This is a genomic window from Cohnella hongkongensis, assembly GCF_042654645.1.
Classification (GTDB): Bacteria; Bacillota; Bacilli; order Paenibacillales; family Paenibacillaceae; genus Cohnella; species Cohnella hongkongensis.
Genome location: NZ_JBHSEP010000007.1, coordinates 159,642 through 182,629 on the forward strand (window position 1 = coordinate 159,642; position 22,988 = coordinate 182,629).

General features: G+C 59.8%; 21 protein-coding genes. All 21 read left to right on the plus strand.

The annotated features are described in order from the left end of the window. The first annotated feature begins 8 nt into the window (after window positions 1-8). The 21 genes from ACFO3S_RS11980 (at window position 9) to ACFO3S_RS12080 (ending at window position 22,874) form a co-directional block, all read left to right on the plus strand. Window positions 9-1,544, plus strand: coding sequence for a protein-glutamate methylesterase/protein-glutamine glutaminase (locus ACFO3S_RS11980; RefSeq protein ID WP_378095835.1), 1,536 nt, complete (start codon window positions 9-11; stop codon window positions 1,542-1,544). A gap of 37 nt (window positions 1,545-1,581) precedes the next feature. Continuing rightward, window positions 1,582-3,669 carry a chemotaxis protein CheW gene (locus ACFO3S_RS11985; RefSeq protein WP_378095837.1) on the plus strand — a complete coding sequence of 696 codons (2,088 nt, stop codon included), beginning with the start codon at window positions 1,582-1,584 and terminating at the stop codon, window positions 3,667-3,669. Window positions 3,670-3,698: 29 nt separating this feature from the next. Then, on the plus strand, window positions 3,699-4,160 hold the full coding sequence (locus tag ACFO3S_RS11990; RefSeq protein WP_378095840.1) for a chemotaxis protein CheW: 462 nt from the start codon (window positions 3,699-3,701) through the stop codon (window positions 4,158-4,160). Between the two features lie 3 nt (window positions 4,161-4,163). Further along, complete coding sequence (locus ACFO3S_RS11995) at window positions 4,164-4,781, plus strand: chemotaxis protein CheC (RefSeq protein ID WP_378095843.1); 618 nt, start codon at window positions 4,164-4,166, stop codon at window positions 4,779-4,781. Then, a complete protein-coding gene (locus tag ACFO3S_RS12000) occupies window positions 4,778-5,275 on the plus strand; it encodes a chemotaxis protein CheD (RefSeq protein WP_378096085.1) in 498 nt (165 codons plus the stop codon). Before ACFO3S_RS11995 ends, ACFO3S_RS12000 begins: the two co-directional genes overlap by 4 nt. A 1-nt stretch (window position 5,276) precedes the next feature. Continuing rightward, a complete protein-coding gene (locus tag ACFO3S_RS12005) occupies window positions 5,277-5,705 on the plus strand; it encodes a hypothetical protein (RefSeq protein WP_378095846.1) in 429 nt (142 codons plus the stop codon). 16 nt (window positions 5,706-5,721) lie between these two features. Beyond that, window positions 5,722-6,510, plus strand: coding sequence for a FliA/WhiG family RNA polymerase sigma factor (locus ACFO3S_RS12010; RefSeq protein ID WP_378095849.1), 789 nt, complete (start codon window positions 5,722-5,724; stop codon window positions 6,508-6,510). A 13-nt stretch (window positions 6,511-6,523) separates the two neighbouring features. Continuing rightward, window positions 6,524-7,939: a DUF342 domain-containing protein gene (locus ACFO3S_RS12015; protein ID WP_378095852.1), complete on the plus strand. Its 1,416-nt coding sequence runs from the start codon at window positions 6,524-6,526 to the stop codon at window positions 7,937-7,939. A 22-nt stretch (window positions 7,940-7,961) separates the two neighbouring features. Continuing rightward, window positions 7,962-8,276, plus strand: coding sequence for a hypothetical protein (locus ACFO3S_RS12020; RefSeq protein ID WP_378095855.1), 315 nt, complete (start codon window positions 7,962-7,964; stop codon window positions 8,274-8,276). Window positions 8,277-8,313: 37 nt separating this feature from the next. Continuing rightward, window positions 8,314-8,919, plus strand: coding sequence for a hypothetical protein (locus ACFO3S_RS12025; RefSeq protein WP_378095858.1), 606 nt, complete (start codon window positions 8,314-8,316; stop codon window positions 8,917-8,919). Next, entirely contained in the window at window positions 8,912-9,499 is a 588-nt protein-coding gene (locus ACFO3S_RS12030) for a hypothetical protein (protein WP_378095860.1), read from the plus strand. Before ACFO3S_RS12025 ends, ACFO3S_RS12030 begins: the two co-directional genes overlap by 8 nt. Window positions 9,500-9,704: 205 nt before the next feature. After that, window positions 9,705-10,403, plus strand: a complete 699-nt coding sequence (rpsB, locus tag ACFO3S_RS12035) for a 30S ribosomal protein S2 (protein WP_378095862.1) — start codon at window positions 9,705-9,707, stop codon at window positions 10,401-10,403. Window positions 10,404-10,546: 143 nt separating this feature from the next. Next, window positions 10,547-11,197, plus strand: coding sequence for a translation elongation factor Ts (gene tsf, locus ACFO3S_RS12040; protein ID WP_378095867.1), 651 nt, complete (start codon window positions 10,547-10,549; stop codon window positions 11,195-11,197). Between the two features lie 69 nt (window positions 11,198-11,266). Beyond that, window positions 11,267-11,995 (plus strand): UMP kinase, encoded by a 729-nt coding sequence (pyrH, locus tag ACFO3S_RS12045; protein WP_378095870.1) that lies wholly within the window; start codon window positions 11,267-11,269, stop codon window positions 11,993-11,995. Continuing rightward, window positions 11,995-12,549, plus strand: a complete 555-nt coding sequence (gene frr, locus ACFO3S_RS12050) for a ribosome recycling factor (RefSeq protein WP_378095875.1) — start codon at window positions 11,995-11,997, stop codon at window positions 12,547-12,549. The genes pyrH and frr overlap by 1 nt, the downstream gene beginning before the upstream one ends. Before the next feature lie 92 nt (window positions 12,550-12,641). Beyond that, window positions 12,642-13,439 carry an isoprenyl transferase gene (locus ACFO3S_RS12055; protein WP_378095877.1) on the plus strand — a complete coding sequence of 266 codons (798 nt, stop codon included), beginning with the start codon at window positions 12,642-12,644 and terminating at the stop codon, window positions 13,437-13,439. Between the two features lie 4 nt (window positions 13,440-13,443). Further along, entirely contained in the window at window positions 13,444-14,235 is a 792-nt protein-coding gene (locus tag ACFO3S_RS12060) for a phosphatidate cytidylyltransferase (protein ID WP_378095880.1), read from the plus strand. 47 nt (window positions 14,236-14,282) lie between these two features. Further along, window positions 14,283-15,425 carry a 1-deoxy-D-xylulose-5-phosphate reductoisomerase gene (locus ACFO3S_RS12065; RefSeq protein ID WP_378095882.1) on the plus strand — a complete coding sequence of 381 codons (1,143 nt, stop codon included), beginning with the start codon at window positions 14,283-14,285 and terminating at the stop codon, window positions 15,423-15,425. Window positions 15,426-15,561: 136 nt separating this feature from the next. Further along, a complete protein-coding gene (rseP, locus tag ACFO3S_RS12070; protein ID WP_378095885.1) occupies window positions 15,562-16,824 on the plus strand; it encodes an RIP metalloprotease RseP in 1,263 nt (420 codons plus the stop codon). Between the two features lie 64 nt (window positions 16,825-16,888). Continuing rightward, window positions 16,889-18,337 (plus strand): proline--tRNA ligase, encoded by a 1,449-nt coding sequence (gene proS / locus ACFO3S_RS12075; RefSeq protein WP_378095888.1) that lies wholly within the window; start codon window positions 16,889-16,891, stop codon window positions 18,335-18,337. Between the two features lie 223 nt (window positions 18,338-18,560). Beyond that, window positions 18,561-22,874 carry a PolC-type DNA polymerase III gene (locus ACFO3S_RS12080; RefSeq protein ID WP_378095890.1) on the plus strand — a complete coding sequence of 1,438 codons (4,314 nt, stop codon included), beginning with the start codon at window positions 18,561-18,563 and terminating at the stop codon, window positions 22,872-22,874. Window positions 22,875-22,988: the final 114 nt, after the last annotated feature.

A 22,988-nucleotide genomic window follows, 5' to 3' on the forward strand; every position in this document is an offset into this window, starting at 1 on the left:
GATGCCCTGTGACAGCGTTCAAAGTGCTCATCGTTGACGATTCTCCTTTCATGCGCAAGGTGTTCAGCGATGTCATCGACACAGACGCCGCTTTCAAAGTATTGGCAACGGCAAGCGACGGCGAAGAAGCGGTACAACTGACGCAGGAGCTTAAGCCGGACATCATTACGATGGACTTGGAAATGCCGCGCATGAACGGGCTTGAGGCGTTGCAGAAAATTATGGCGGTGAGACCGACTCCCGTCATTATGCTGTCCGCAGTGACGGACAACGGCACACGGGATACGATACGGGCGCTTCAGTTCGGAGCGATCGACTTTATTCGCAAGCCGGACGGCGCGGTGAAGCTGGACATTCGCCAGGTCGGAGAGCAGTTGCTGGAGAAGCTCCGCATCGTGGCGGAGACGATTCACAGCGGTCCGATGCGCTTGCTGCCCGCAGTGGAAGAGAAGGCGGCGCCGATCGTTCCTCCGCCGGCTCCTCCGCCGGTCGACTCTGAACCCCGAGAGGAGAAGGGGAAGGAGCCGCCGGCGTCCGAGGACGCGCCGTCAGCCCCGAGAAGCGCCGGCAAGGGGAGGCCGGCGGCACCGCCGCTCCCCGGAGCGGAGAAGCCGAAGCCGGAGAAGTCGGTAAAGCCGGATAAACCGGATCAGTCGGGTAAGCCGGAGAAGCCGGAGAAGCTTCCCCGGCGGGAGCCGGAAATTCGCAAGGCCGAGTCCGCCGCAGGGACGGCGCTGCCTGGAGCGAGGAAGCCCCCGGAGCCTGCGGCGGGCGAGCGCAAGCCGTTAAAGCCGGGCAGGGCGGCGGACGGCGGCGAACCGACCGCCGTCGTCAAGAAGGAGGAGAGGAGGCCCTCCGCTCGCCGAGAGCTTCCGCAAGCGCCCGCCGCCCCGCAGCCGGCGCCTGCCGCTTCGCCGCCCGCCGCGCCAGTTATCGGGCCGAAGCCGACGACTTCGTTTACGCAGATCGTCGCGATCGGCACCTCGACAGGCGGACCGAGGGCGCTGCATGAAGTGTTGACCGGCATTCCCGCGGATTTCCCCGCCCCGATTCTGGTCGTACAGCATATGCCGCCGAAATTCACGCATTCTCTGGCGCAGCGGCTGGACTCGTTCTGCAGCATCCATGTCCGCGAGGCGACGGACGGAGAGCCGATCGAAACGGCAACCGCGTACATCGCGCCGGGAGGCAAGCATATGTCGCTGGCGAAGGATGAGGCCGGCAAGTACCGGATCAGGCTTTCGAACGAAGGCCCCCGCAGCGGCCATATGCCTTCCGTCGACGTGTTGTTCGAGTCTCTCGTCGGTCATCGGCAGTTAAAGCGGCATGCGGTGCTGATGACCGGCATGGGCAGCGACGGCGCCAAAGGGATGAAGGCGCTGCTCGACGACGGCGCCCTGACGACGATCGCCGAATCCGAGCAGACCTGCATCGTATACGGAATGCCCCGTTCGGCGGTCGAGCTCGGAGCCGCAACGCATCAGGTGCCGCTGCAAGGCATCGCTCCGGTTCTCGTGCAGGAAATGAAAACGCGCAAAACCTAACGCGCTGAAAGCTCAGCCCACAAGGAGGTGTCCGGCCATGGAAATGAATCAGTACATGTCCATGTTTATCGACGAGTCCAACGATCACTTGCAAGCGCTAAACGAGAATATGCTTCGGTTGGAGCAGCAGCCGGAGGATATCGGCATCGTGCAGGTGATCTTCCGCTCCGCTCACACGCTAAAAGGGATGTCCGCAACGATGGGGTTCGAGGATCTCGCTTCGCTCACCCATGAAATGGAGAACGTCCTGGATCTCGTCCGCAACGAAAAGCTTAGCATGAACGGCCATATTTTCGATACGCTGTTCAAATGCTTGGACGCGCTGGAGGCGATGGTTCAGGACATCATCGGCGGAGGAACGGGGAAAGGCGAGGTCGGCGAGCTCGTCGAGCGTCTGAAAGGAATCGTCAAGGGCGATAGCGGCTCTCCGGCTGCCGCTTCTTCCGCGGCAGCCGGCGCAGCGGAGGCGTTGCCTGCGTCGCTGGTGCTCGATCAGTATCAGCTGTCCATTCTGGCACAATCGATAGAGGGCGGCCACTCGGCCTACTATATCGAAGTGAGAGTCCGCGAGGATTGTCTGCTGAAGGCGGCTCGGGCCTACATGGTGTTCGACGTTCTCGAGAGAAACGGGGAAGTCGTCAAATCGTATCCGTCCGTCCAGGAGATTGAGCAGGAGCAGTTCGACCGCAGCTTCTCCGTCTACTATATTACTCAGACGCCGGAGCAGACGCTGCACGAACAGCTCTCGAAGGTGTCCGAGATCGAATCCGTCACGATGAACGCGGTGGACAAAGCTTCCCTGCAAGAGATGGAAGACAACTTCCGCTCTTCCCGGAAGAGCGGATCGGCGGAGAAGGAAGTCGCCGCGGCGTCCGCGCCCGCGCAGGCCCCCGCTTCGACTCCGCAAGCCCCGGCGGCCGACAAGGGCCCCGCCCGGCCTGCGGCTGCCGCGGCTTCCGGAGGATCGGCCGCTCCCCGCACGATCCGGGTCGATATCGAGCGGCTCGATACGCTGATGAACCTGTTCAGCGAGATGCTGATCGACCGCGTCCGTCTGGAGCAGCTGGCTTTCGAAATTCGCCGCAACGACTTGACGGAAACGGTGGAGCATATGGCGCGGGTCAGCGCCGATCTGCAGAACATCGTGCTGAAGCTGCGGATGGTTCCCGTAGAGAGCGTCTTTAACCGGTTCCCGCGCATGGTCAGAGACTTGGCCAAATCGCTGGACAAAAAGGTGGAGCTGGTGATCGTCGGGGCCGAGACCGAGCTCGACCGCACCGTTATCGACGAGATCGGCGATCCGCTTGTCCATCTGATTCGCAATTCGGTCGACCACGGCGTCGAATCGATCGCCGACCGGGTCGCGCAGGGCAAGCAGGAGTCCGGAACGGTCGTGCTGCGGGCGTTCCACAGCGGCAACCACGTGTTTATCGAGATCGAGGACGACGGCAAGGGGATCAATCGCCCGAAGGTGCTGGAGACGGCGATCAAGCGGGGCGTCGTCACGCCGGAGGAAGCGAAGACGCTGAGCGACGACGAAGTGAACATGCTGCTGTTCGCTCCGGGCTTCAGCACGGCAGACAAAGTGTCGGACATCTCCGGACGCGGCGTCGGCCTCGACGTCGTCAAGTCGAAGATCACTTCCCTCGGCGGCAACGTGACCGTCACGTCGACGCTTGGACAAGGGACGAAGTTCTCGATCCAGCTTCCTCTGACGCTGTCGATCATCGCGGCGATGCTTATCAAGCAAGGCTCCGAGAAGTATGCGTTCCCGCTCTCCTCGATCGTGGAGACGGGCTCGATCAAGCGGGCCGAAATCCGCACCTTGCACGGCAATCGCATGATCGACTATCGGCAATCGATCATTCCCGTCATCTCTCTGGCCCAATTGATCGATTCGCCGGATTATCGCGATGACGAGGAAAGCGAAACCGAAATGCTCGTCGTTCGCAAAGGAGACAAGCTGGCCGCCGTTCTCGTCGACGAATTCATCGGACAGAGCGAGATCGTGCTCAAGCCTCTCGGAAAATATTTGGCGGGCGTGAAGGGCGTCGTCTCGGGAGCGACGATACTCGGAGACGGGCAAGTCGCCTTGATCGTGGATCCAAACGCGATTATTAAATAACAGTCCGGACTCTAAGGGAGGAATCATTCATGGCAGAGGAAATGAAAGTGATCGTCTTCACGCTGGCGCAGGAAGAGTACGGAATCGAGGTCGACAAGGTTCGCACGATCGAGCGGATGCTGCCGATTACCCGCGTGCCGAAAACGCCGGGATTCGTCAAGGGCGTTATCAATCTCCGCGGCGTCGTCATTCCGGTCATCGACTTGCGCGGCCGTTTCGGCCTTGTCGAATCGGAGTATACGGAGAACTCCCGAATCATCATCGTCGCCGCGAACGACTTGGAGGTCGGCTTTATCGTCGATTCGGCGAACGACGTGCTGGATGTCATGAGCGACGCCATCGAGAACCCGCCGGAAGTGGTCGGCGGAGTGAAGGCCAAATACTTAAGCGGTGTGGCCAAGATCGGGGAGGATCGCCTGCTGATCCTGCTCAATCTGTCCGAGGTTCTGAACCGCAGCGAGATTATTCAGCTGGAACAGTTCGGGGAATAAACCGTGAATCTGTTCAGAAACAATGCGGATTTCAAGCTGGACGTGCTGCGGGAGGTCGGCAATATCGGCGCGGGCAATGCGACGACCGCGCTGTCGACGCTTCTGAACAAGCCGGTGGATATGGCGGTGCCTACCGTCAATCTGCTCCCGTTCGAGGAGATTGCCGAGCGGGTCGGCGGCTCGGAAGCGGTCGTGATTGCCATCTTCCTTCGCGTCGAAGGGGATGCGCCCGGCAACATGTTCTTCATCATCAAGCAAGGCCCGGCCCGCCGGATTCTGCAAGGGCTGCTGGGCTTCAGCGCGGCGGAGAACGATCCCTACAGCGAGCTTGAACTGTCGGCTCTGAACGAGATCGGCAACATTCTGGCCGGTTCGTATTTGTCGGCGCTGGCGGATTTCACCGGACTGCGGATGTCGCCGACGGTGCCTTCCCTGGCGGTGGACATGGCGGGGGCGATTTTGAGCTACGGTCTGCTTCAGTTCGGGACGATGGGCGACGACGCATTGCTCATCGATACGACTTTTCTGGAAGGGCAGCAGGACGCCGAAGGCCATTTTTTCCTCATACCGGATCCGGACTCGTTCGAGAAGCTCTTTCGCGCGTTAGGAGTGCCGTTCTGATGACCGAAGGAACTCTGATTAAAGTCGGAATGGCGGACCTCAATATCGGAGAGGGCGGAGCGGTGCTGAAGACGACCGGATTGGGCTCGTGCGTCGGACTGACTCTGTTCGATCCCGATTTGCGCATCGGCGGAATGGCGCACATTATGCTGCCGTCCTCCGAGATTGCCCGCGAAGGCCAGCTGAATATCGCCAAATACGCGGATACGGCCGTCCCGGAGCTCGTGAACAGACTGAAGAGCAGGGGCGCGTCGATCCATCGCCTCGTCGCCAAGATGGCCGGCGGAGCGCAGATGTTCGCTTTCATGGGCGGGGCGGATACGATGCGGATCGGGCCGCGCAACGTGGAAGCGACGAAGCACGAGCTGGAACGGTTTTCGATCCGTCTCGTGGCGGAGGATACCGGGGGCAACTACGGCCGAACGGTGGAATTGTACAGTCAGAACGGCGTATTTCTCATTCGCAGCGTGCAGCACGGAGTAAAGGAGATTTAAGATGAAAGGTTCCTGGCGATTCACAATCGGATTCGGAGTTTTCGGAGCGTTGTTGACGTGCGTGATCTCCCTGTCGAACAATCCGCTGGGAACGACATTGCTCAGAAGCTTGTATGCCTTTCTGGCCTTTGCCGCTTTGGCGCTTGCGCTCAGCTTCGTCCTCGGGCAATTGCTCGCGCCCGGCAAGCCGGCCGCGGCAGCGGCCGAGAGCGGACCGGATCGGGGGAGCGTGCTCGATCTGACGACCCCGGACGAAGGCGAGGCCTTGTCGGAGATGCTGAAGGAGCAGTGGACCGACGGCAGGCCCGAAGCGACAGCAGACGAGGAGGTCAAAGGCTTCCAGCCTTTGCAGCCTAAGCGGGTGGTGTCACTCGACAATCCGAATCCGGAGGAAGTGGCTCAGGCGATACGGCGCCTGACGGACGAATAAGGATGGTGAGGACAGAATGGTCGATCAAACACGTTCCCGGCTATCTCATCAGGATTTATGGCAGCGATGGAAAGACGACGAGGATCCGGATGCAAGAAAACGGCTGATCGAACACTATTTGCCGCTTGTAGATTACGTCTCCAGCCGTATGGCGGTAGGTTTGCCGAAAAATGTGACGAAGGACGATCTGGCCAGCAACGGCGCCATGGGACTGATCGATGCGATCGAGAAGTTCGACTATCGGCGCGGCCTCCAGTTCGAAACGTATGCTTCATGGAGAATCCGGGGGGCTATTATCGACGGGCTTAGGCAAGGAGATTGGGTGCCCCGCTCGGTTCGAGACAAAGCGAAAAAAATCGAGGACGCCTATACGGTTCTGGAGCAGAAGCATTTAAGATCTGCTTCGGATGACGAGATATGCGACTATTTGAATATTAGCAACAAGGAATTTCAACAAATGCTTCAAGAGGTGGCGGTGGCGGCCGTATTTTCCCTGGAAGACCCGATCCGCGAGGAAGAGTCCGAGACCCGTCTTTCGCTGCTCGTGGACGACAAAGCCGTCAGTCCGGAGTCCAAAGTTCACGAGACGTATTTGAAAGACTCTCTGAAATACGGCATCACGAAGCTGACGGAGAAGGAGCGCACCGTCATCTCTTTGTTCTACTACGAAGATTTATCGCTTAGCGAGATTGCGGAAGTGATGTGTCTGTCGCCTTCGAGAATCTCCCAACTGCATTCCAAAGCGATTTTGAGACTCCGCGGGGCGCTGGCGAAACAAAAGGAACAGCTGCTTCAAAACGGATAAGGGGGCGTTAACGATGCCTGACAATGGAAGCTTCTCCATGGAGGATGGTCTGCAGGTTACGATATCCGACGACAAGATGTATGCTTACCTCGTATTTAAGAGAGTGGAGGGAGAGCCGAAGTTTTCGGCCCGCGAGTTGGAGCAATTTTTGTTGTCGAAAGGAGTCGAGGCGGGCCTGCAGTCGGACGCGATCTACCTCATTGCGCAGAAACCTCAGGACTTCTATTTCACGCAGAACATCGTGGCTGTCGGCACTCCGCCTAAACCCGGCAAGGACGGCTACATCAAGCTGCTCTACGGCGAGGACGAGGAGGAGAGCCGCGGCCCGGTCGAGCGCGAGGACGGCAGCGTCGATTACAAGCAAGTGACGAAGCTGGCGAACGTGAAGGCGGGCCAACTGATCGCCGAGAGGGTGCCCGCGGAGCCGGGCGAGCCGGGCAAAGCCGTCACAGGGGAGGATATTCCTCCGAAGGAAGGCAAGGACGTGCAGTTCAAGATCGGTAAAAACGTCGTCGTGAATCCCGAGAAAGTCGCGATGTACGCGGCGATCGACGGCCTCGTAACGAAAACCGACAAGGACAAGCTTAACGTCTTCCCCGTTTTCGAAGTGAACGGAGACGTCGACTACAATATCGGGAACATCGATTTTGTCGGCACCGTCGTCGTCCGCGGCAATATTCTGACCGGGTTCCGGGTCCGGGCATCGGGGGATATCCGGGTTACGGGCGGAATTGAGGGCGCCGAGGTGGAGTCGGAGGGATCGATCGAAATTACCGGCGGAATTATCGGAACGAACAAAGGATATGTGAAGGCCGGCCGCAACGTTCGCTGCTCGTTTGTCCAAGAGGGGAACGTCGTTGCCGGCGAGGACGTGCTGGTGACCCAGAGCATTATGCACTCGAACGTCCGCGCCGGCAAATCGGTTAAATGCATGGGCGCCAAAGGACTGATCGTAGGCGGCACGATTCAGGCGGGAGAACGGGTCACGGCGAGGATGATCGGAAATTCGATGTCGACGGCGACCGTCGTCGAGGTCGGCGTTCGTCCCGAGCTGCGACTGGAGCTCGGACATTTGAAAACGTCGATGCGCGAGCTGTCCGAGAGCTTGGACAAGACCGAGAAAGCGCTGTCGATGCTGGATCAGATGGCCGCCGCCGGGCAGCTGAGCGGGGACAAGCTGGCGCTGCGGGTGAAGCTGACGACTACGAAGCGCCAGACGACAGAGGAGCTTAAGGCGGCCAAGGACCGAATGCTGGAGATCGAGAAGACGCTGGAGGATGCGACAACGGCGCGCGTAGACGCGGTTCATACGCTGTGGGGCGGCACGAAGATCGTCATCGGACGCTATACGCGATTTGTAAAGGAAGCTTCGCAAAGAGTCTCTTTGCGGTTCTCGGACGGAGACATCGTGATGATTCCGTTCAATTGATCCCCAATCGAGGTGATGCGACATGAGCTACAGACCGGTCGATTTGCAGTTTTCTCTTCCGCGGACCGTGGAGGTAACGCCGCTGCAGCACCAGCAGCAGCAGCGCTCGGCTACGGAGCAGGGCTTGCTCGGCCAGCAGGCCGTGAAGGCCGCGGAGCAGGACGCGACGAGAAGCACGAAAGCCGAGTCGGCGGAAGGCGGGACGATCTCGGACCGTCAGCCCCGCGAGCGGAACAACCAGCGTCAATCGGCGAGAAAAGCCCAGGAGCAGGCCGAGGAAGAGAGCAAGCCTCCGGAGCATCCGTATAAAGGGAAGCATATCGACTTTATAGGCTAAGACATCATGAACGGCAAGCTGGAGAGGAGAGTTCGGGGTGGATCCTTGGTTTTACATGGTAGCGCTCGGGGCCGCGATATTCGGATTCGCATGGATGAAGCCGAAGTCTGTCAGCGGTCCCGAGCAGGAAGCGGTTAGCGAAGAGGCGTACCAGCGGCTGATGGAGGATCTGGAAGCGGAAAATCGCGAGCTGCTGGACGCCGTCGCCAAGTTTAAGCAAGAGCACGACGGTACGGTTGAGACGCTCGGCCGCAGAATCGTCGAACTGGAGCAGCAGATGAAGTCGCTGTCGGAACAGCCTCGTATGTCCGCGACCCCAACGGAACCCCCATCCACGGCTTCGCCACTCCCCCCTGCACCCGTCGAGCCTAGCGGAACGTCCCGCTCTATGGAAGCGAGCCCAGACCCGGAAGTCCATCCGATCCCAACTGGCGAGAAGGCCGGAGAAGCATTCCCGGAACGCTCTGAGCGCCCGGAGCCGGATACCGTTCCGACGACGATTCGCGGCAGATACGCGGAGCTTCTCGGGATGTACGAGAAGGGCAAATCCGTCGAGCAGATCGCGAAAGCGGCAGGCATGAACAAGGGCGAAGTCCAGCTAATTCTGCAGCTCGCCAAACGGGAGGAACAGCAGCATGCGTAAACATCGAAGCTGGTGGATGGGGTTCGGGATCGGGCTGATCGTCGGCGCGGTCATGCTGCAGATGATGCTGTTCGCGGAAAAGCAGGGCGAAGCCCCCTTGCCGGCAGAACCGCTGACGGCGGAGCAGCTGAGCGACGAAGCGAAGAAGGCCAATCTGCTGCTGCTCTCGCAGGAGCAGCTGGACGCGCTTGTCGCGGATCGACTTGCGCAGCTGGAGCGGGAGAGCGGCGGCGAGGCGGCCGGCGAGGAAGGCGCCGCCGGCTCGACCGGGACGTCCGGGGAGCCGGCCGACTCCGGCTCGGCGGCGAATGCGGCGGCGGATGAGGAGCCGGAACCTTCCGAGACGGAACGGCAAGAGACCGAAGAGGCGGAGCAGCGGCAGGTTTCGGTGAACATCAGCTACGGAATGAGTCTGACCGAGGTCGGCGAGGAGCTGCTGAAGCAGGGCGTCATCGACGACCTTAAAGCTTTTATCGAAGGAACGAGACCGGTGGCCAACAAGATGAGAGTCGGGACGGCCGTGTTTACGGGCAAGCCGACCTATCAGGAGATTATGGACGAATTGGTGCGCCCTAAATAAGTCGAGCTCGAAAGTTGACGAACTTGAGAATATTGCAGGCGGGCCATTGCGCGAACATACCCGATATGGTATATTATTTCTCGGTGCAAAAAACACACGCTTTTCAATTCCGTCAACGGTGCTTGTTCGGAAATTCGGACGAGTTTTGGCGGGAAGCGCGAGAAGCGGCGGAGATTCACCAAAAACCACTAGGAGGTGCAGGAAGATGGCAGTCATTTCCATGAAGCAGCTGCTTGAAGCAGGCGTGCATTTCGGTCACCAAACACGTCGTTGGAACCCGAAAATGGATAAGTACATCTTTACTGAACGGAACGGCATTTACATTATCGATCTGCAAAAAACGGTTAAGAAAGTCGACGAGGCATACAACTTCGTGCGTCAGCTCGGAGAGAACGGCGGCACGATGCTGTTCGTAGGCACGAAAAAGCAAGCTCAGGATTCCGTTAAGGAAGAAGCGGAGCGCAGCGGTCAATACTACATCAACCAGCGCTGGCTCGGCGGTACGCTGACGAACTTCTCTACGATTCAGAAGCGTACGGACCGTCTTCACCAGCTGGACAAATGGGAGCAGGACGGCACGTTCGACGTGCTGCCCAAGAAGGAAGTAATTATCCTTCGCAAAGAAAAAGAACGCCTCGAGAAGTTCCTCGGCGGCATCAAGAACATGCGCAAGCTGCCGGACGCTCTGTTCATTATCGACCCTCGCAAAGAGCGCATCGCGGTTGCGGAAGCTCGCAAGCTCGGCATCCCGATCGTCGGCATCGTCGACACGAACTGCGATCCGGACGAGATCGACTACGTCATCCCCGGCAACGATGACGCGATCCGCGCGGTTAAGCTGCTGACGGCCAAGATGGCCGACGCTATCGTCGAATCCCGCCAAGGCGAAGAGACGACCGCTTAATTCGACGGAGCTTCCGGTTCGAACATACAGTTACGATCGAAGGGTGGTCAGAAGGGAACTTCTCACCGCCCTTTTTTTCCAAAAACGATCAGCCTGACTCGCGCTTGAGAGCGCGGGAAAGCATACATTTAGGAGGAGTCCCCATGGCAATAAATGCAGCAGACGTTAAAACGCTCCGCGAAAGAACCGGAGCAGGCATGTTGGATTGCAAAAAAGCGTTGGAGGAAGCGGGCGGCGATCTGACGAAGGCGTCCGAGCTTCTCCGCGAGAAGGGCCTTGCGGCGGCAGCCAAGAAGGGCGACCGGGTCGCGACGGAGGGAATCGTGGAATCCTACATCCACGCCGGCGGACGGATCGGCGTTCTCGTCGAAGTCAACTGCGAGACCGACTTCGTGGCGAAGACCGATCAATTCCGCGCGTTCGTGAAGGACATCGCGATGCAGATCGCCGCGGCCAATCCGAAGTTCCTGAGCCGCGAAGAAGTGTCCCAGGCCGAGCTGGACAAGGAGAAGGAAATTCTCCGCAACCAGGCGCTGAACGAAGGCAAGCCGGAGAAAATCGTCGACAAGATGGTCGAAGGCCGCATGAACAAGTTTTACGAAGAAAACTGTCTGATGGAGCAAGTGTTCGTCAAGGATCAGGACAAAACGATCACTCAGCTGCTGAACGAAAAAATCGCCGCCATCGGCGAGAAAATCTCCATCCGCCGTTTTGCTCGCTACGAGCTGGGCGAAGGCTTGGAGAAGAAGACGGACAACTTCGTAGAAGAGGTTATGGCGCAAGTCAACCAATAAGAGATCTACCCATCCGGGAACACGGCGTGTTCCCTCTTTTTTAAATATGCATGCTGGAGGTACAAAACGTTGGAACGTCCCGTATATAAACGCGTGGTATTAAAGGTGAGCGGCGAGTCTCTATCTGGCAACAACGGCTACGGCATCGACGCTACGACGATTCTGTCGATCGCGGAGCAGGTCAAGGAAGTGATCGAGCTTGGCGTCGAGGTGGCGATCGTCTGCGGCGGGGGCAACATCTGGCGGGGCATCGCGGGCAGCCAGAAGGGGATCGATCGCGCGACGGCGGACTATATGGGGATGCTCGCGACGGTCATGAACTCGCTCGCTCTGCAGGACGCTCTGGAGCAGATGGACGTGCCAAGCCGGGTGCAGACGTCGATCGCGATGCAGCAGATCGCGGAGCCTTACATCCGCAGACGCGCGATTCGGCATCTGGAGAAGGGACGGGTCGTCATTTTCGCGGCGGGAACGGGAAATCCGTTTTTCTCGACGGATACGACTGCGGCGCTTCGGGCGGCGGAGATCGAGGCCGAAGTCATTCTGATGGCCAAGAACAAGGTCGACGGCGTCTACAGCGCCGATCCGTTCAAGGATCCGGGCGCGGAGAAGTACGAGCAGCTCACCTACATGGACGTGCTCAACAAAAATCTTGGCGTCATGGATTCGACCGCATCCTCCTTATGCATGGATAACAATATTCCGCTTCTCGTGTTCGCAATTACTGAGCAAGGCAATATTAAACGTGCCGTCATGGGCGAGAAAATCGGCACGATCGTAAAGGGGAGCATGGACTAATGCCGCAAGCGATTAAGAAAGACGCCGAAGAACGTATGGAGAAAGCGTTGGGCGCGTTGAAGCGCGATCTTGCGACCCTGAGGGCGGGGCGCGCGTCCGCCGCGATGCTGGATCGGGTGCAAGCCGAATACTACGGGACGCTTACGCCGATCAACCAGATGGGCGCGATCAATACGCCGGATTCCCGCACCATCGTCATTACCCCATGGGACAAGACGGCGCTGCCCGCCATCGAGAAAGCGATCCAGAAATCGGATCTCGGACTGACGCCGGCTAACGACGGTTCGATCATCCGTCTGAACATTCCTCCGCTGACGGAGGAGCGCCGGGCGGAGCTGGCCAAATCGACGAAGAAATTCGGCGAGGAAGCGAAGGTCGCCATCCGCAACATCCGCCGCGACGCCAACGACGAGATCAAGAAGAAGGAAAAGGGCGAAATTTCCGAGGACGAGTCCCGCCGCCACCAAGACGACGTACAGAAGCTGACGGACCGGTTCGTCGCCGAAGTCGACAAAATTTTGGCTGCCAAAGAAAAAGAGATCATGGAAGTCTAAAGGGTAAGGCGCACGACCCCTCCGCAAGGTGGGGTTTATTCTCTTTTGACTTGCAGCAGGGTGAGCGTTGCCGCTACTAGGGGGATGCAATCATGGGTTTGTTCGGAAAATGGTTCCGCAGACGTGGCGGGGCGTTAACGGCAGACGACATCGAACAGGCGCAGGCGGGAGAGGAAGAGCTTCCGACCGGCGACAATATTCCGAGGCATGTCGCGATCATTATGGACGGCAACGGCCGCTGGGCGAAGACGAGAGGACTGCCCCGCATTGCCGGCCACCACAGCGGCATGAAAGCCGTGAAGCGCATTACGAAAGCCGCGGACCGCGTCGGCGTCGAGGTGCTTACGCTGTACGCCTTCTCCACGGAAAACTGGAAAAGGCCGAAGGCGGAGGTGGAGTTTCTGATGAAGCTGCCTCAGGAGTTTCTGTCGATCGAGCTGGAGGAATTGATCGATAACAACGTTCAGGTCCGGATGATGGGCCATCGGGAGCAGCTCCCTCCGCATACGGTGGAAGCCGTCGAGGAAGCGGTGCGGCAAACGGCGAACAATACCGGCCTTATTCTGAACTTCGCCCTGAATTACGGGAGCCGGCACGAAATGCTGGAAGCGGTCAAGGAGGTCGCCAGGCAGGCCGCCGCCGGGCAGCTGGATCCGGATGCGCTGAAGGAGGACGACTTCGAGAAACGGCTGTTGAGCAGCGGTCTGCCGGACCCGGATCTGCTGATCCGGACGAGCGGCGAGCTTCGGCTGAGCAACTTCATGCTGTGGCAGCTGGCCTACAGCGAGTTCTGGTTCACCGACGTGTATTGGCCGGAATTCGGAGAACGGCATCTGTACGAAGCGATCAGAGAATATCAACGGCGCGCGCGCCGCTACGGAGGGCTGTGACGGCATGGGTCAGCGGATCGTTACCGGCGTCGTCGCCGGAGCGATATTCATCGGATTACTGGTTGCGGGAGGCTGGTATTACAACAGCCTTCTGCTGATCATGGCGCTTATCGGATACTGGGAATTCGCCAGGCTGAACGGACAAGCCTGGACGCGGCCCGACGTGCTGTTCGGATTCGCGGCGGTCCTGTTGATCGCCCTGCCGGGCCTGCCGTTCGAAGGGAAGCTCCCTTCGTTCGAGGCCGTCGTCTGGCTGCTCCTGTTCGCTTTGCTGGCCGCAACCGTAATCAGCAAAAACCGCATCCAGCTGGAAAACGCCGGCGTCCTGTTTCTGGGAGCGGTCTATATCGGCATGGGCTTTCATTATATGGCGGCGACAAGGGAGCTTGAACAGGGCGTCTTCTGGTCGGCGCTCCTGTTCGCCTGCATCTGGGCCTCGGACGCCGGCGCTTATTTCGTCGGCAAGGCGATCGGCCGGACGAAGCTGTGGCCGTCGATCAGCCCGAACAAGACGGTTGAGGGCGCGATCGGGGGGCTTGCGATCGCGGTAGGGATCGCCCTGGTCTTCGCCTACGCGCAGCCGGAATGGCTCGGCTACGGCCGGGCGGCGCTGATCGGCCTGACGGCGGCGATAGCCGGACAGCTGGGCGATCTCATTCAATCCGCGTACAAGCGGTTCCGCGGGGTGAAGGATTCCGGCGGGCTGCTGCCGGGACACGGCGGCGTGCTGGACCGAACGGACAGCTGGCTGATCGTTTTCCCGTTCGTCCATTTGCTTGGCCTGCTGGCAGGATAATCTGGCGGGGGACGACATAAACATAGAGTGGACAGCGGAGGTTGACTATGAAAAAAATAGCCGTACTCGGCAGCACCGGATCCATCGGAACGCAGACGCTTGATGTGATCTCTCGCCGTCCCGGCGAATACGAGGTCGTGGGGCTGGCGGCGGGGGCCAATGTGAGCTTGCTGCTGGAACAGGTGCGGGCGTTCAAGCCGAAGTGGGTGTCCGCCGGCACCGAAGAGCTGGCGGCGCAAGTGAGAGCCGAGGCTCCGGCCGGCGTGCGGGTCGTGCACGGGGAGCAGGGCTTGCGGCAGATCGCCGGCGAGTCGGGCGCGAATTACGTCGTCTGCGCGCTCGTCGGCAGTCTGGGACTGACATCGACGCTGGCTGCGATCGAGGCGGGCGCCGACATCGGCTTGGCCAACAAGGAGACGCTCGTAACGGCGGGGCATCTCGTCATGAGCCGGGCGAAGGCCAAGGGGGTCTCGATTTTGCCGGTCGACAGCGAGCATTCCGCCATCTTTCAATGCTTAAACGGCGAGCCGGCCAAGGCGGTCAAGCGGCTGATGCTGACCGCTTCGGGCGGAAGCTTCCGAGATCTCGGAAGGGAGCAGCTTCGGAACGTGACGGTCGAGGATGCGTTAAAGCATCCGAACTGGAGCATGGGAGCCAAGGTGACGATCGATTCGGCGACGATGGCCAACAAAGGCCTCGAGGTGATCGAGGCTCGCTGGCTGTTCGATCTCCCCTACGACCAGATCGACGTCGTGCTGCATCCGGAGAGCATCGTTCATTCCATGGTCGAGTTCGTCGATACGAGCGTCATGGCGCAGCTCGGCAACCCGGATATGCGCGTGCCGATTCAGTACGCGCTGACCTACCCGGAACGCGCAGCTTCCCCGGCTTCTCCGCTCGATCTGCTCCAGCAGGGGACGCTGCACTTCAAGCCGATGAGCTTCGAGCGTTATCCGTGCCTTCGTCTGGCTTACGAAGCAGGGCGCGCGGGCGGCACGGCGACGACCGTTTTTAATGCGGCGAACGAGATCGCCGTCGCCCGGTTTCTGAAGGGCGAGATTTCCTTTCTCGCGATCGAGGAGACGATCGAACGAACGCTCGCCAAGCACGCGCCGGTTCCGTCCCCCGGGCTGGAGGACATTCTCGAGGCTGACGCCTGGGCCCGCCGGGAGGCGGTTTCGTTGATCTGACCTCTACCCGAGAGCGCTGAAGGCAGGAAAGCTCGGCCGCGCTTGTATCGGCTCGGACAATCATGTAATCTAAGAATCAGCCGAGCCGGAAAGCCAATCCGGACGGTGGTCTTCGAATCGCAAAGGGGTTGGACAGATGGGAAACTTACAGGTAGCGCTGCTGACGATATTGATGTTTTTCTTGCTCGTCTCCCTGCATGAATGGGGCCATTACTATTTTGCCCGCAGAGCGGGCATTCTCGTGCGCGAGTTCGCCATCGGCTTCGGCCCCAAGCTGTTCTCGGTCAAGAAGGGCGAGACGCGTTATACGCTGCGCCTGCTGCCGATCGGAGGCTTCGTCCGAATGGCCGGGGAGGACCCGGAGATCGTCGAGGTGCAGCCGGGTCAGACGCTGGCCGTTCGCTTGAAGGACGACAAGGTGACGCGCATTTACCTGGACAGACTGGACGAACGGTCGAACGTCATGCGCGGAGAGGTCAAGTCGCTGGATTTGGAGAAGGGGCTGCACATCGCGCTGGATATCGACGGCGACATCGAACGCTACTCTGTGCATCCTCAAGCGCTCGTCATCGCCAAAGGGCGGGAGACGCAGATCGCGCCGCTGGACCGCCAGTTCGGGCATAAGACGGTCGGCCAGCGGGCGCTGGCGATTTTCGCCGGTCCGGTCATGAACTTCGTTCTCGCCTTCGCTCTGTTCGCGCTTTATTTGGTGCTGCAGGGCGTTCCAATCGAGAACTCTTCGAAGGTGTTCATCTCGGACGTGGTGGCGGACGCGCCGGCCGCTCAATCCGGCATAGAGAAGGGCGACTGGGTAAAATCGATCAACGGGGAGCCCGTCGGCGGCGATCTGAACGGCATGGTCGAGAAAATCAACGCCTCGGCGGGCCAACAGCTTTCGATCGTCGTCGACCGGAACGGCGTGGAGCTGCCGATCAAGGTGACGCCCGATCCGGAGACGGGCAAGATCGGCATCTACCCGATCGGGGAGATGCGAAGCCCGAGCGTCGCGGAGACGATCCGCTTCGCGGGAACGAACATGGTGGAGATGACCGAAATGATCTTCGAAGGCTTCCGCAAGCTGATCTTCGGAGAATTCAAGCTCGACGATATCGGAGGACCGGTCAAGACGACGCAGGTGACGGTGGAGATCGCGCAGCGGGGGCTGCCGGACTTGACGCTGTGGGCGGGCATTCTCAGTCTGTATCTGGGCATCTTCAACCTGCTGCCGATTCCGGCGCTGGACGGAAGCCGGCTGCTCTTCCTCGGTCTGGAGGCGATCCGCGGCAAGCCGGTCGATCCGAACCGGGAGAGCATGGTGCACCTCGTCGGATTCGCCATGCTCATGCTGCTCATGATTGTCGTGACGTATAACGATATCGTGGGATTGGTCAGAAACTGAGCCGTATACGGCTTTTCGCAAGATGAAGCGCTTCGCAAGCCTAGGATAAAGTTGGAGGAACGTCATGTCGAAGGATAAAGGTTTCGTAACGGAGATTACGCCTCAAGGCGAGGATTTCTCCCGCTGGTACATCGATGTCATCAAGAAGGCGGAGCTGATGGACTATTCGCCGGTGCGCGGCTGCATCGTGTTCCGCCCCGACGGCTACGAGCTGTGGGAGAACATGCAGCGCGAGCTGGACGGCAGGTTCAAGGAGACGGGCCACCGCAACGCTTATTTTCCGCTGTTCATTCCGGAAAGCTTCTTCACGAAGGAGAAGGAGCACGTCGAAGGGTTTAACCCCGAGCTGCCCTTCGTGACCGAAGCGGGAGGCGAGCAGCTCGAAGAGAAGCTGGCCATCCGTCCGACGTCGGAGACGATGTTCGGCCACATGTACGCGAAGTGGATCAACTCCTACCGGGATCTTCCCCTGCTGATTAACCAGTGGGCGAACGTCGTACGCTGGGAGAAAAGGACGCTGCCGTTTTTGCGGACGAGCGAGTTTCTGTGGCAGGAAGGCCATACGGCTCACGAGGACGAAGCGGACGCCCGCAGAGAAACGATGCAGATGCTGGACGTCTATACCGACTTCGTGGAGAACGTATTGGCGATTCCGGTCATCAAGGGCCAGAAGACGCCGTCGGAGAGGTTCGCGGGAGCGGTCGACACGTATTCGATCGAAGCGATGATGAAGGACGGACGAGCCGTTCAGGCCGGGACGTCCCACTATCTGGGCACGAAGTTCTCCGTCGCCTTCGACATCAAGTATTTGGACCGCGAGAATACGCAGCAATACTGCCATACGACCTCGTGGGGGGTCAGCACCCGTCTGATCGGCGCCCTGATCATGGTTCACGGAGACGATCGCGGACTCGTGCTGCCGCCGAAGGTCGCGCCGACTCAAGTCGTCATGATTCCGATCGGCCCTCCGAAGACGCGCGAAGTCGTCATCGGCAAGACGGACGAGCTGTTTGCGCAGCTGAAGGCTGCGGGAATCCGCGTGCGCGTGGACGATCGCGCAGACGTCTCTCCGGGCTGGAAGTTCAATGAATACGAGATGCGCGGCATTCCGATCCGTCTGGAGCTCGGCCCTCGCGATCTGGAGAACGGCCAGTGCGTGCTCGTCTCCCGCGTCACGGGCGAGAAGAAGGCGGTGGCGCTGGACAACCTGGTCGCCGAGGTGCAGGCGCTGCTGGAGCAGATTCATGCGGACATGTTCGAGCGCGCGCGAGCTTTCCGCGAGGACAACTTCTTCTCGGTCGACACGCTGGACGAGTACAAGGCGGCGATGGAGGAGAAGCGCGGCTTCGCGCTGGCCGGCTGGTGCGGCTCGGACGCTTGCGAGAAGCAGGTGAAGGACGAGACCGGCGCCACGAGCCGGAACATCCCGTTCGAGCCCTCCGAGAGGAAAAGCCGATGTCTCGTATGCGGCGATGCGGCCGAGCATACCGTCGTGTTCGCGCGGGCGTATTGAGAACGGGCCGGGCAAGCCGTCCCGGCAGCAACCGGCAGCAGAGGACAAGTCGCGGCTTTTTTCGACAGGAGCAGGTTGCCGGTTCGCCAGCCTTTTAGTAGAATAATAGAAAGCAACGTCAGCTTCTGATGGAAGACGGTGTCCGGATGCGGTTCCTCCGCGTCGGCCTTTTTCACGGAAGCTTTTATTTTTCAAGGCGAACAGGTAAGGAGAGGAACGTGGAATGCAGCCGACGGATGATAGGCGCAGGCGGTTCGAAGTGCTGCTGCAGCAGGCGGAGCTCCCGACGGAATGGCTGGGGCAGCATTTTCGGGACGGGCAGATCGAGAAGGTGGAAATCAGCCGGTCCCGCAAGCGATGGACGATTACGATCGGCAAGGACGTATTGCTTCCGAGAACGATATACATAGGTTTGCTGGACAGGGTCAGGTCGAAGCTTCAACATATCGCGGACGTCGACATCGTCATCCGCTACGGACCGGAGATCTCCTCGGACGCGATCGTCAAGGAGTATTGGCAGGCGTTCGTGGACGGGATGCAGAAGGAGGTCGCGTCCGTCAACGGCTGGCTTGCGAAGGCCGACGTAAGCGTAGACGGCGACGTGCTCACGATCGCGCTGCTCAACGAGACGAACCTCGGGCTTGCCCGGAAGAAGGAGATCGACGGGTATGCGGGGCGATACTTCGATATGCGCTTCCTGCGCCCGCTGCGCGTGAAGATGACGGTCGGAGCGCCAAGCCCGGACACGTACACGGAGTTTACGCAGAAGATCGAGGAGGAGAACCGCGCCGCGATCGAGCAGATTATGGCGAGCGCCAGGGAGGAAGCGCCTCCGGCCGAGGAGGGCGAAGCGCCTCAGGTGCTGCAGCACGGCTACGAGATCAAGGAGCCTCCGGTCCCGATTCAGGACATTCGCGAGGAGGAGAAGAAGGTCACCGTCCAGGGCGTCGTCTTCGGCCTGGAGACGAAGGAGCTGCGGACGGGCAGCACGCTGTTCACCTGCTCGATTACCGATTTTACCGATTCGCTGTCGATCAAGATTTTCGGCAAGAACAAAGAGGATATTAAAATGCTCGGTCTGCTGGCCAACGGCAAATGGGTGAAAATGCGCGGGAAGGTCGAGTACGACCGCTTCCTGAACCCGCCGGAGCTGGTCATGTTCCCGAACGACATCCGGGAAATTCCCGCTCCGCCGGAGCCGAAGGATACGGCCGAGGAGAAGCGGGTGGAGTTCCATCTCCATACGACGATGAGCACGATGGACGCGGTGACGCCCGTGGACGTCTACGTCAAGACGGCGGCCAAGTGGGGGCACAAGGCGATCGCCGTAACCGACCACGGGAACGTGCAGAGCTTCCCCGACGCCGCCAAGGCCGGCAAGAAGCACGGCATTAAAGTGATTTACGGCGTAGAAGCCAACGTCGTCAACGACTCGGTCGGCATGGTTATCCAGCCGAGGGAGCAGACGCTGGCGGACGCGGAATACGTCGTATTCGACATCGAGACGACCGGCCTCTCGGTGACCGACAACAAGATCATCGAGCTGGCGGGCGTCAAGATGAAGAACGGCCAGGAGATCGACCGTTTCGAGACGTTCATCAATCCGCACGAGCCGATTCCGTACAACATTCAGCAGCTAACGAACATTACCGACGATATGGTCCGAGACGCGCCGGAGCTGGAGCCGAAGCTGAAGGAGTTCATCGCCTTCGTCGGAGACGCGGTGCTCGTCGCCCATAACGCGGGCTTCGATATCGGCTTCATCCAGCACGCCTGCAAGCGGTTCGGATTGCCGCCGGTGGACAACCCCGTGCTCGATACGCTCGAGGTGGCCCGCTACCTGCACCCGACGATGAAAAACCACCGACTGAACACGCTCGCCGCGCTGTACAAGGTGTCGCTGGAGAACCATCACCGGGCGATCGACGACACGGTCGCGCTCGGGGGCATTCTGAACGGCTTGCTGAAGGATTTGCAGGATCGCGGCGTGAACGAGCTGAATCTGCTCAACGGCCTGAACGAGAACGGCTGGAAGACGACGCGACCGTTCCACTGCGGCATCTACGCGCTGAACGCGGTCGGCAAGAAGAACTTGTACAAGCTGATTTCTCTTTCTCATACCGACTATTTTCACCGGGTGGCGTGCATTCCGAAGAGCAAGCTGACGGAGCTCCGCGAAGGGCTGCTCGTCGTCTCGGGCTGCGAGAAGGGCGAGCTGTTCGAGACGACGCTGAACAAGTCGATCGAGGATGCCGAAGAGGTTGCGGCCTTCTACGACGTGCTGGAGATTCAGCCGATCGATTTCTACCTCCATCTGCTGGAGAAAGGGCTCGTCGGCAGCCGAGCCTCGCTGGAGGAAGCGCTGCGCCGCATCGTGCGGCTCGGCGAGAAGCTGTCGAAGCCGGTCATCGCCACGGGCAACGTCCACTATTTGCAGCCGCGGGACAAAATCTTCCGCGACATTACGATTCACGGCATTACCGGCTTCAGTCCGCTCAAGGACCAGCGCAAGCCGGACGCCCACTTCCGCACGACCAGCGAGATGCTGGAGGAGTTTCGCTTTCTCGGGGCCGAGAAGGCGTACGAGGTCGTCGTGAAGAACACGTCCGAGCTGGCCGACCGCTTCGAGGAGATCAAGCTGTTCCCGGAAGAGCTGTTCACGCCGATCATCGAAGGGGCGGACGACGAAATCCGCAGCACCTGTTACGCGACGGCGCGCAGCCTGTACGGCGACGAGCTGCCGGAGGTGGTGACGGCCCGGCTCGAGAAGGAGCTCGTGCCGATTATCAAGTACGGGTTCTCGGCCAACTATCTCATCTCCGCCCGGCTCGTCAAAAAGTCGAACGAGGACGGCTATCTCGTCGGCTCGCGGGGCTCCGTCGGCTCGTCGATCGTCGCGACGTTCCTCGGCATCTCCGAGGTTAATCCGCTTCCGGCCCATTATCTGTGCCGCAAGCCGGACTGCAAGCACAGCGAATGGTTTCTCGACGGCAGCGTGCCGAGCGGCTTCGACCTGCCGGACAAAGCGTGCCCGAACTGCGGCACGACGATGCGCGGAGAAGGGCAGGACATTCCGTTCGAGACGTTCCTTGGCTTCAAGGGGGACAAGGTTCCCGATATCGATTTGAACTTCTCGGGCGAATATCAGCCTCACGCGCACAATTACACGAAGGTGATGTTCGGCGAGAAAAGCGTGTTCCGCGCCGGGACGATCGGCACGGTCGCCGAGAAAACCGCGTACGGCTTTACGAAGAAGTACGAGGAGGAGCACGGAAAGTCGTGGCGCGGAGCGGAGCTGAGCCGGCTCGCGGCGGGATGCACCGGGGTCAAAAGAAGCACCGGACAGCATCCGGGCGGCATCGTCGTCGTCCCGGACTATATGGAAGTGGAAGACATTACGCCGGTTCAATATCCGGCCGACGATACGAGCGCCGACTGGAAGACGACGCACTTCGATTACCACGCCTTCGACGCGAACCTGCTCAAGCTCGATATTCTCGGACACGACGATCCGACGATGATGCGGATGCTGCAGGACTTGACCGGCGTCGATCCGACGACGATTCCGATGAACGATCCGAAGGTGATGAGCCTGTTCAATTCGGTCGAAGCGCTTGGCGTAACGCCGCAGCAGATTCGTTCCCCGGTGGCGACGTTCGGCGTGCCGGAGATGGGAACGCGCTTCGTGCGGCAGATGCTGGAGGAGACGAAGCCTTCCTCGTTCGCCGACCTGCTGCAGATTTCCGGCTTGTCCCACGGAACGGGCGTATGGCTCGGCAACGCGCAGGAGCTGATCAAGAACAATACGTGCACGATCAAGACGGTTATCGGCTGTCGCGACGATATTATGCTTTTTCTTATCTACAAGGCGGGCATGGACGCGTCGCTAGCGTTCAAAATTACGGAAAGCGTGCGTAAGGGCAAAGGGCTGACGCCCGAATGGATCGAAGAGATGAAGCGCTGCAAGGTGCCGCAATGGTACATCGATTCGTGTCTGCGCATCGAGTACATGTTCCCGAAAGCGCACGCCGCAGCCTACGTCATTTCCGCCGTGCGGACGGCCTTCTTCAAATTGTATTATCCGATCGAATTTTATGCCACTTACTTCTCGGTGCGGGCGGGCGACTTCGACGTCGAGCTGTTCTGCCAAGGCTACGACGCGATCTTGAAGACGCTGATAGAGATCGAGGAGAAGGGCTTCCAGGCGACGACGAAGGAAAAGAATATGATCTCGATTCTGGAGATGGGACTGGAGATGACGGCGCGGGGCTTCAAGTTCAAATCCGTCGATCTGTACCGCTCCGAAGCGACCCGCTTCATCGTCGACGGAGATAGTCTGATTCCCCCCTTCGGCGCCATTCCGGGCGTCGGGGAGAACGCGGCCCGCAATATCGCCGCCTCTCGGGAAGAGGGAGACTTCCTGTCGATCGAGGACTTCCAGCAGCGCTCGCGCGCGAGCAAGACGATCGTCGAGGTGCTGGCCGGACTCGGCGCGTTCCGCGGACTTCCCGAATCGAACCAACTGATGCTGTTCTAAGGTCGGCGCGTCCCGGCGGCAAGGAAAGTTGTGGTTGCCAGAGCCTGTAAGGTTATGTTATATTAACTTTGGTAATCATGTGGATAACACTGTCTGCAGAAGAGTGGGGAAACC

Coding starts and splice junctions, on each gene's coding strand:
- ACFO3S_RS11985 (WP_378095837.1), top strand. CDS start 1,582: ATGGAAATGAATCAGTACATGTCCATGTTTATCGACGAGTCCAACGAT.
- ACFO3S_RS11990 (WP_378095840.1), top strand. CDS start 3,699: ATGGCAGAGGAAATGAAAGTGATCGTCTTCACGCTGGCGCAGGAAGAG.
- ACFO3S_RS12005 (WP_378095846.1), top strand. CDS start 5,277: ATGAAAGGTTCCTGGCGATTCACAATCGGATTCGGAGTTTTCGGAGCG.
- ACFO3S_RS12010 (WP_378095849.1), top strand. CDS start 5,722: ATGGTCGATCAAACACGTTCCCGGCTATCTCATCAGGATTTATGGCAG.
- ACFO3S_RS12015 (WP_378095852.1), top strand. CDS start 6,524: ATGCCTGACAATGGAAGCTTCTCCATGGAGGATGGTCTGCAGGTTACG.
- ACFO3S_RS12020 (WP_378095855.1), top strand. CDS start 7,962: ATGAGCTACAGACCGGTCGATTTGCAGTTTTCTCTTCCGCGGACCGTG.
- ACFO3S_RS12030 (WP_378095860.1), top strand. CDS start 8,912: ATGCGTAAACATCGAAGCTGGTGGATGGGGTTCGGGATCGGGCTGATC.
- rpsB (WP_378095862.1), top strand. CDS start 9,705: ATGGCAGTCATTTCCATGAAGCAGCTGCTTGAAGCAGGCGTGCATTTC.
- tsf (WP_378095867.1), top strand. CDS start 10,547: ATGGCAATAAATGCAGCAGACGTTAAAACGCTCCGCGAAAGAACCGGA.
- frr (WP_378095875.1), top strand. CDS start 11,995: ATGCCGCAAGCGATTAAGAAAGACGCCGAAGAACGTATGGAGAAAGCG.
- ACFO3S_RS12055 (WP_378095877.1), top strand. CDS start 12,642: ATGGGTTTGTTCGGAAAATGGTTCCGCAGACGTGGCGGGGCGTTAACG.
- ACFO3S_RS12060 (WP_378095880.1), top strand. CDS start 13,444: ATGGGTCAGCGGATCGTTACCGGCGTCGTCGCCGGAGCGATATTCATC.
- ACFO3S_RS12065 (WP_378095882.1), top strand. CDS start 14,283: ATGAAAAAAATAGCCGTACTCGGCAGCACCGGATCCATCGGAACGCAG.
- rseP (WP_378095885.1), top strand. CDS start 15,562: ATGGGAAACTTACAGGTAGCGCTGCTGACGATATTGATGTTTTTCTTG.
- proS (WP_378095888.1), top strand. CDS start 16,889: ATGTCGAAGGATAAAGGTTTCGTAACGGAGATTACGCCTCAAGGCGAG.
- ACFO3S_RS12080 (WP_378095890.1), top strand. CDS start 18,561: ATGCAGCCGACGGATGATAGGCGCAGGCGGTTCGAAGTGCTGCTGCAG.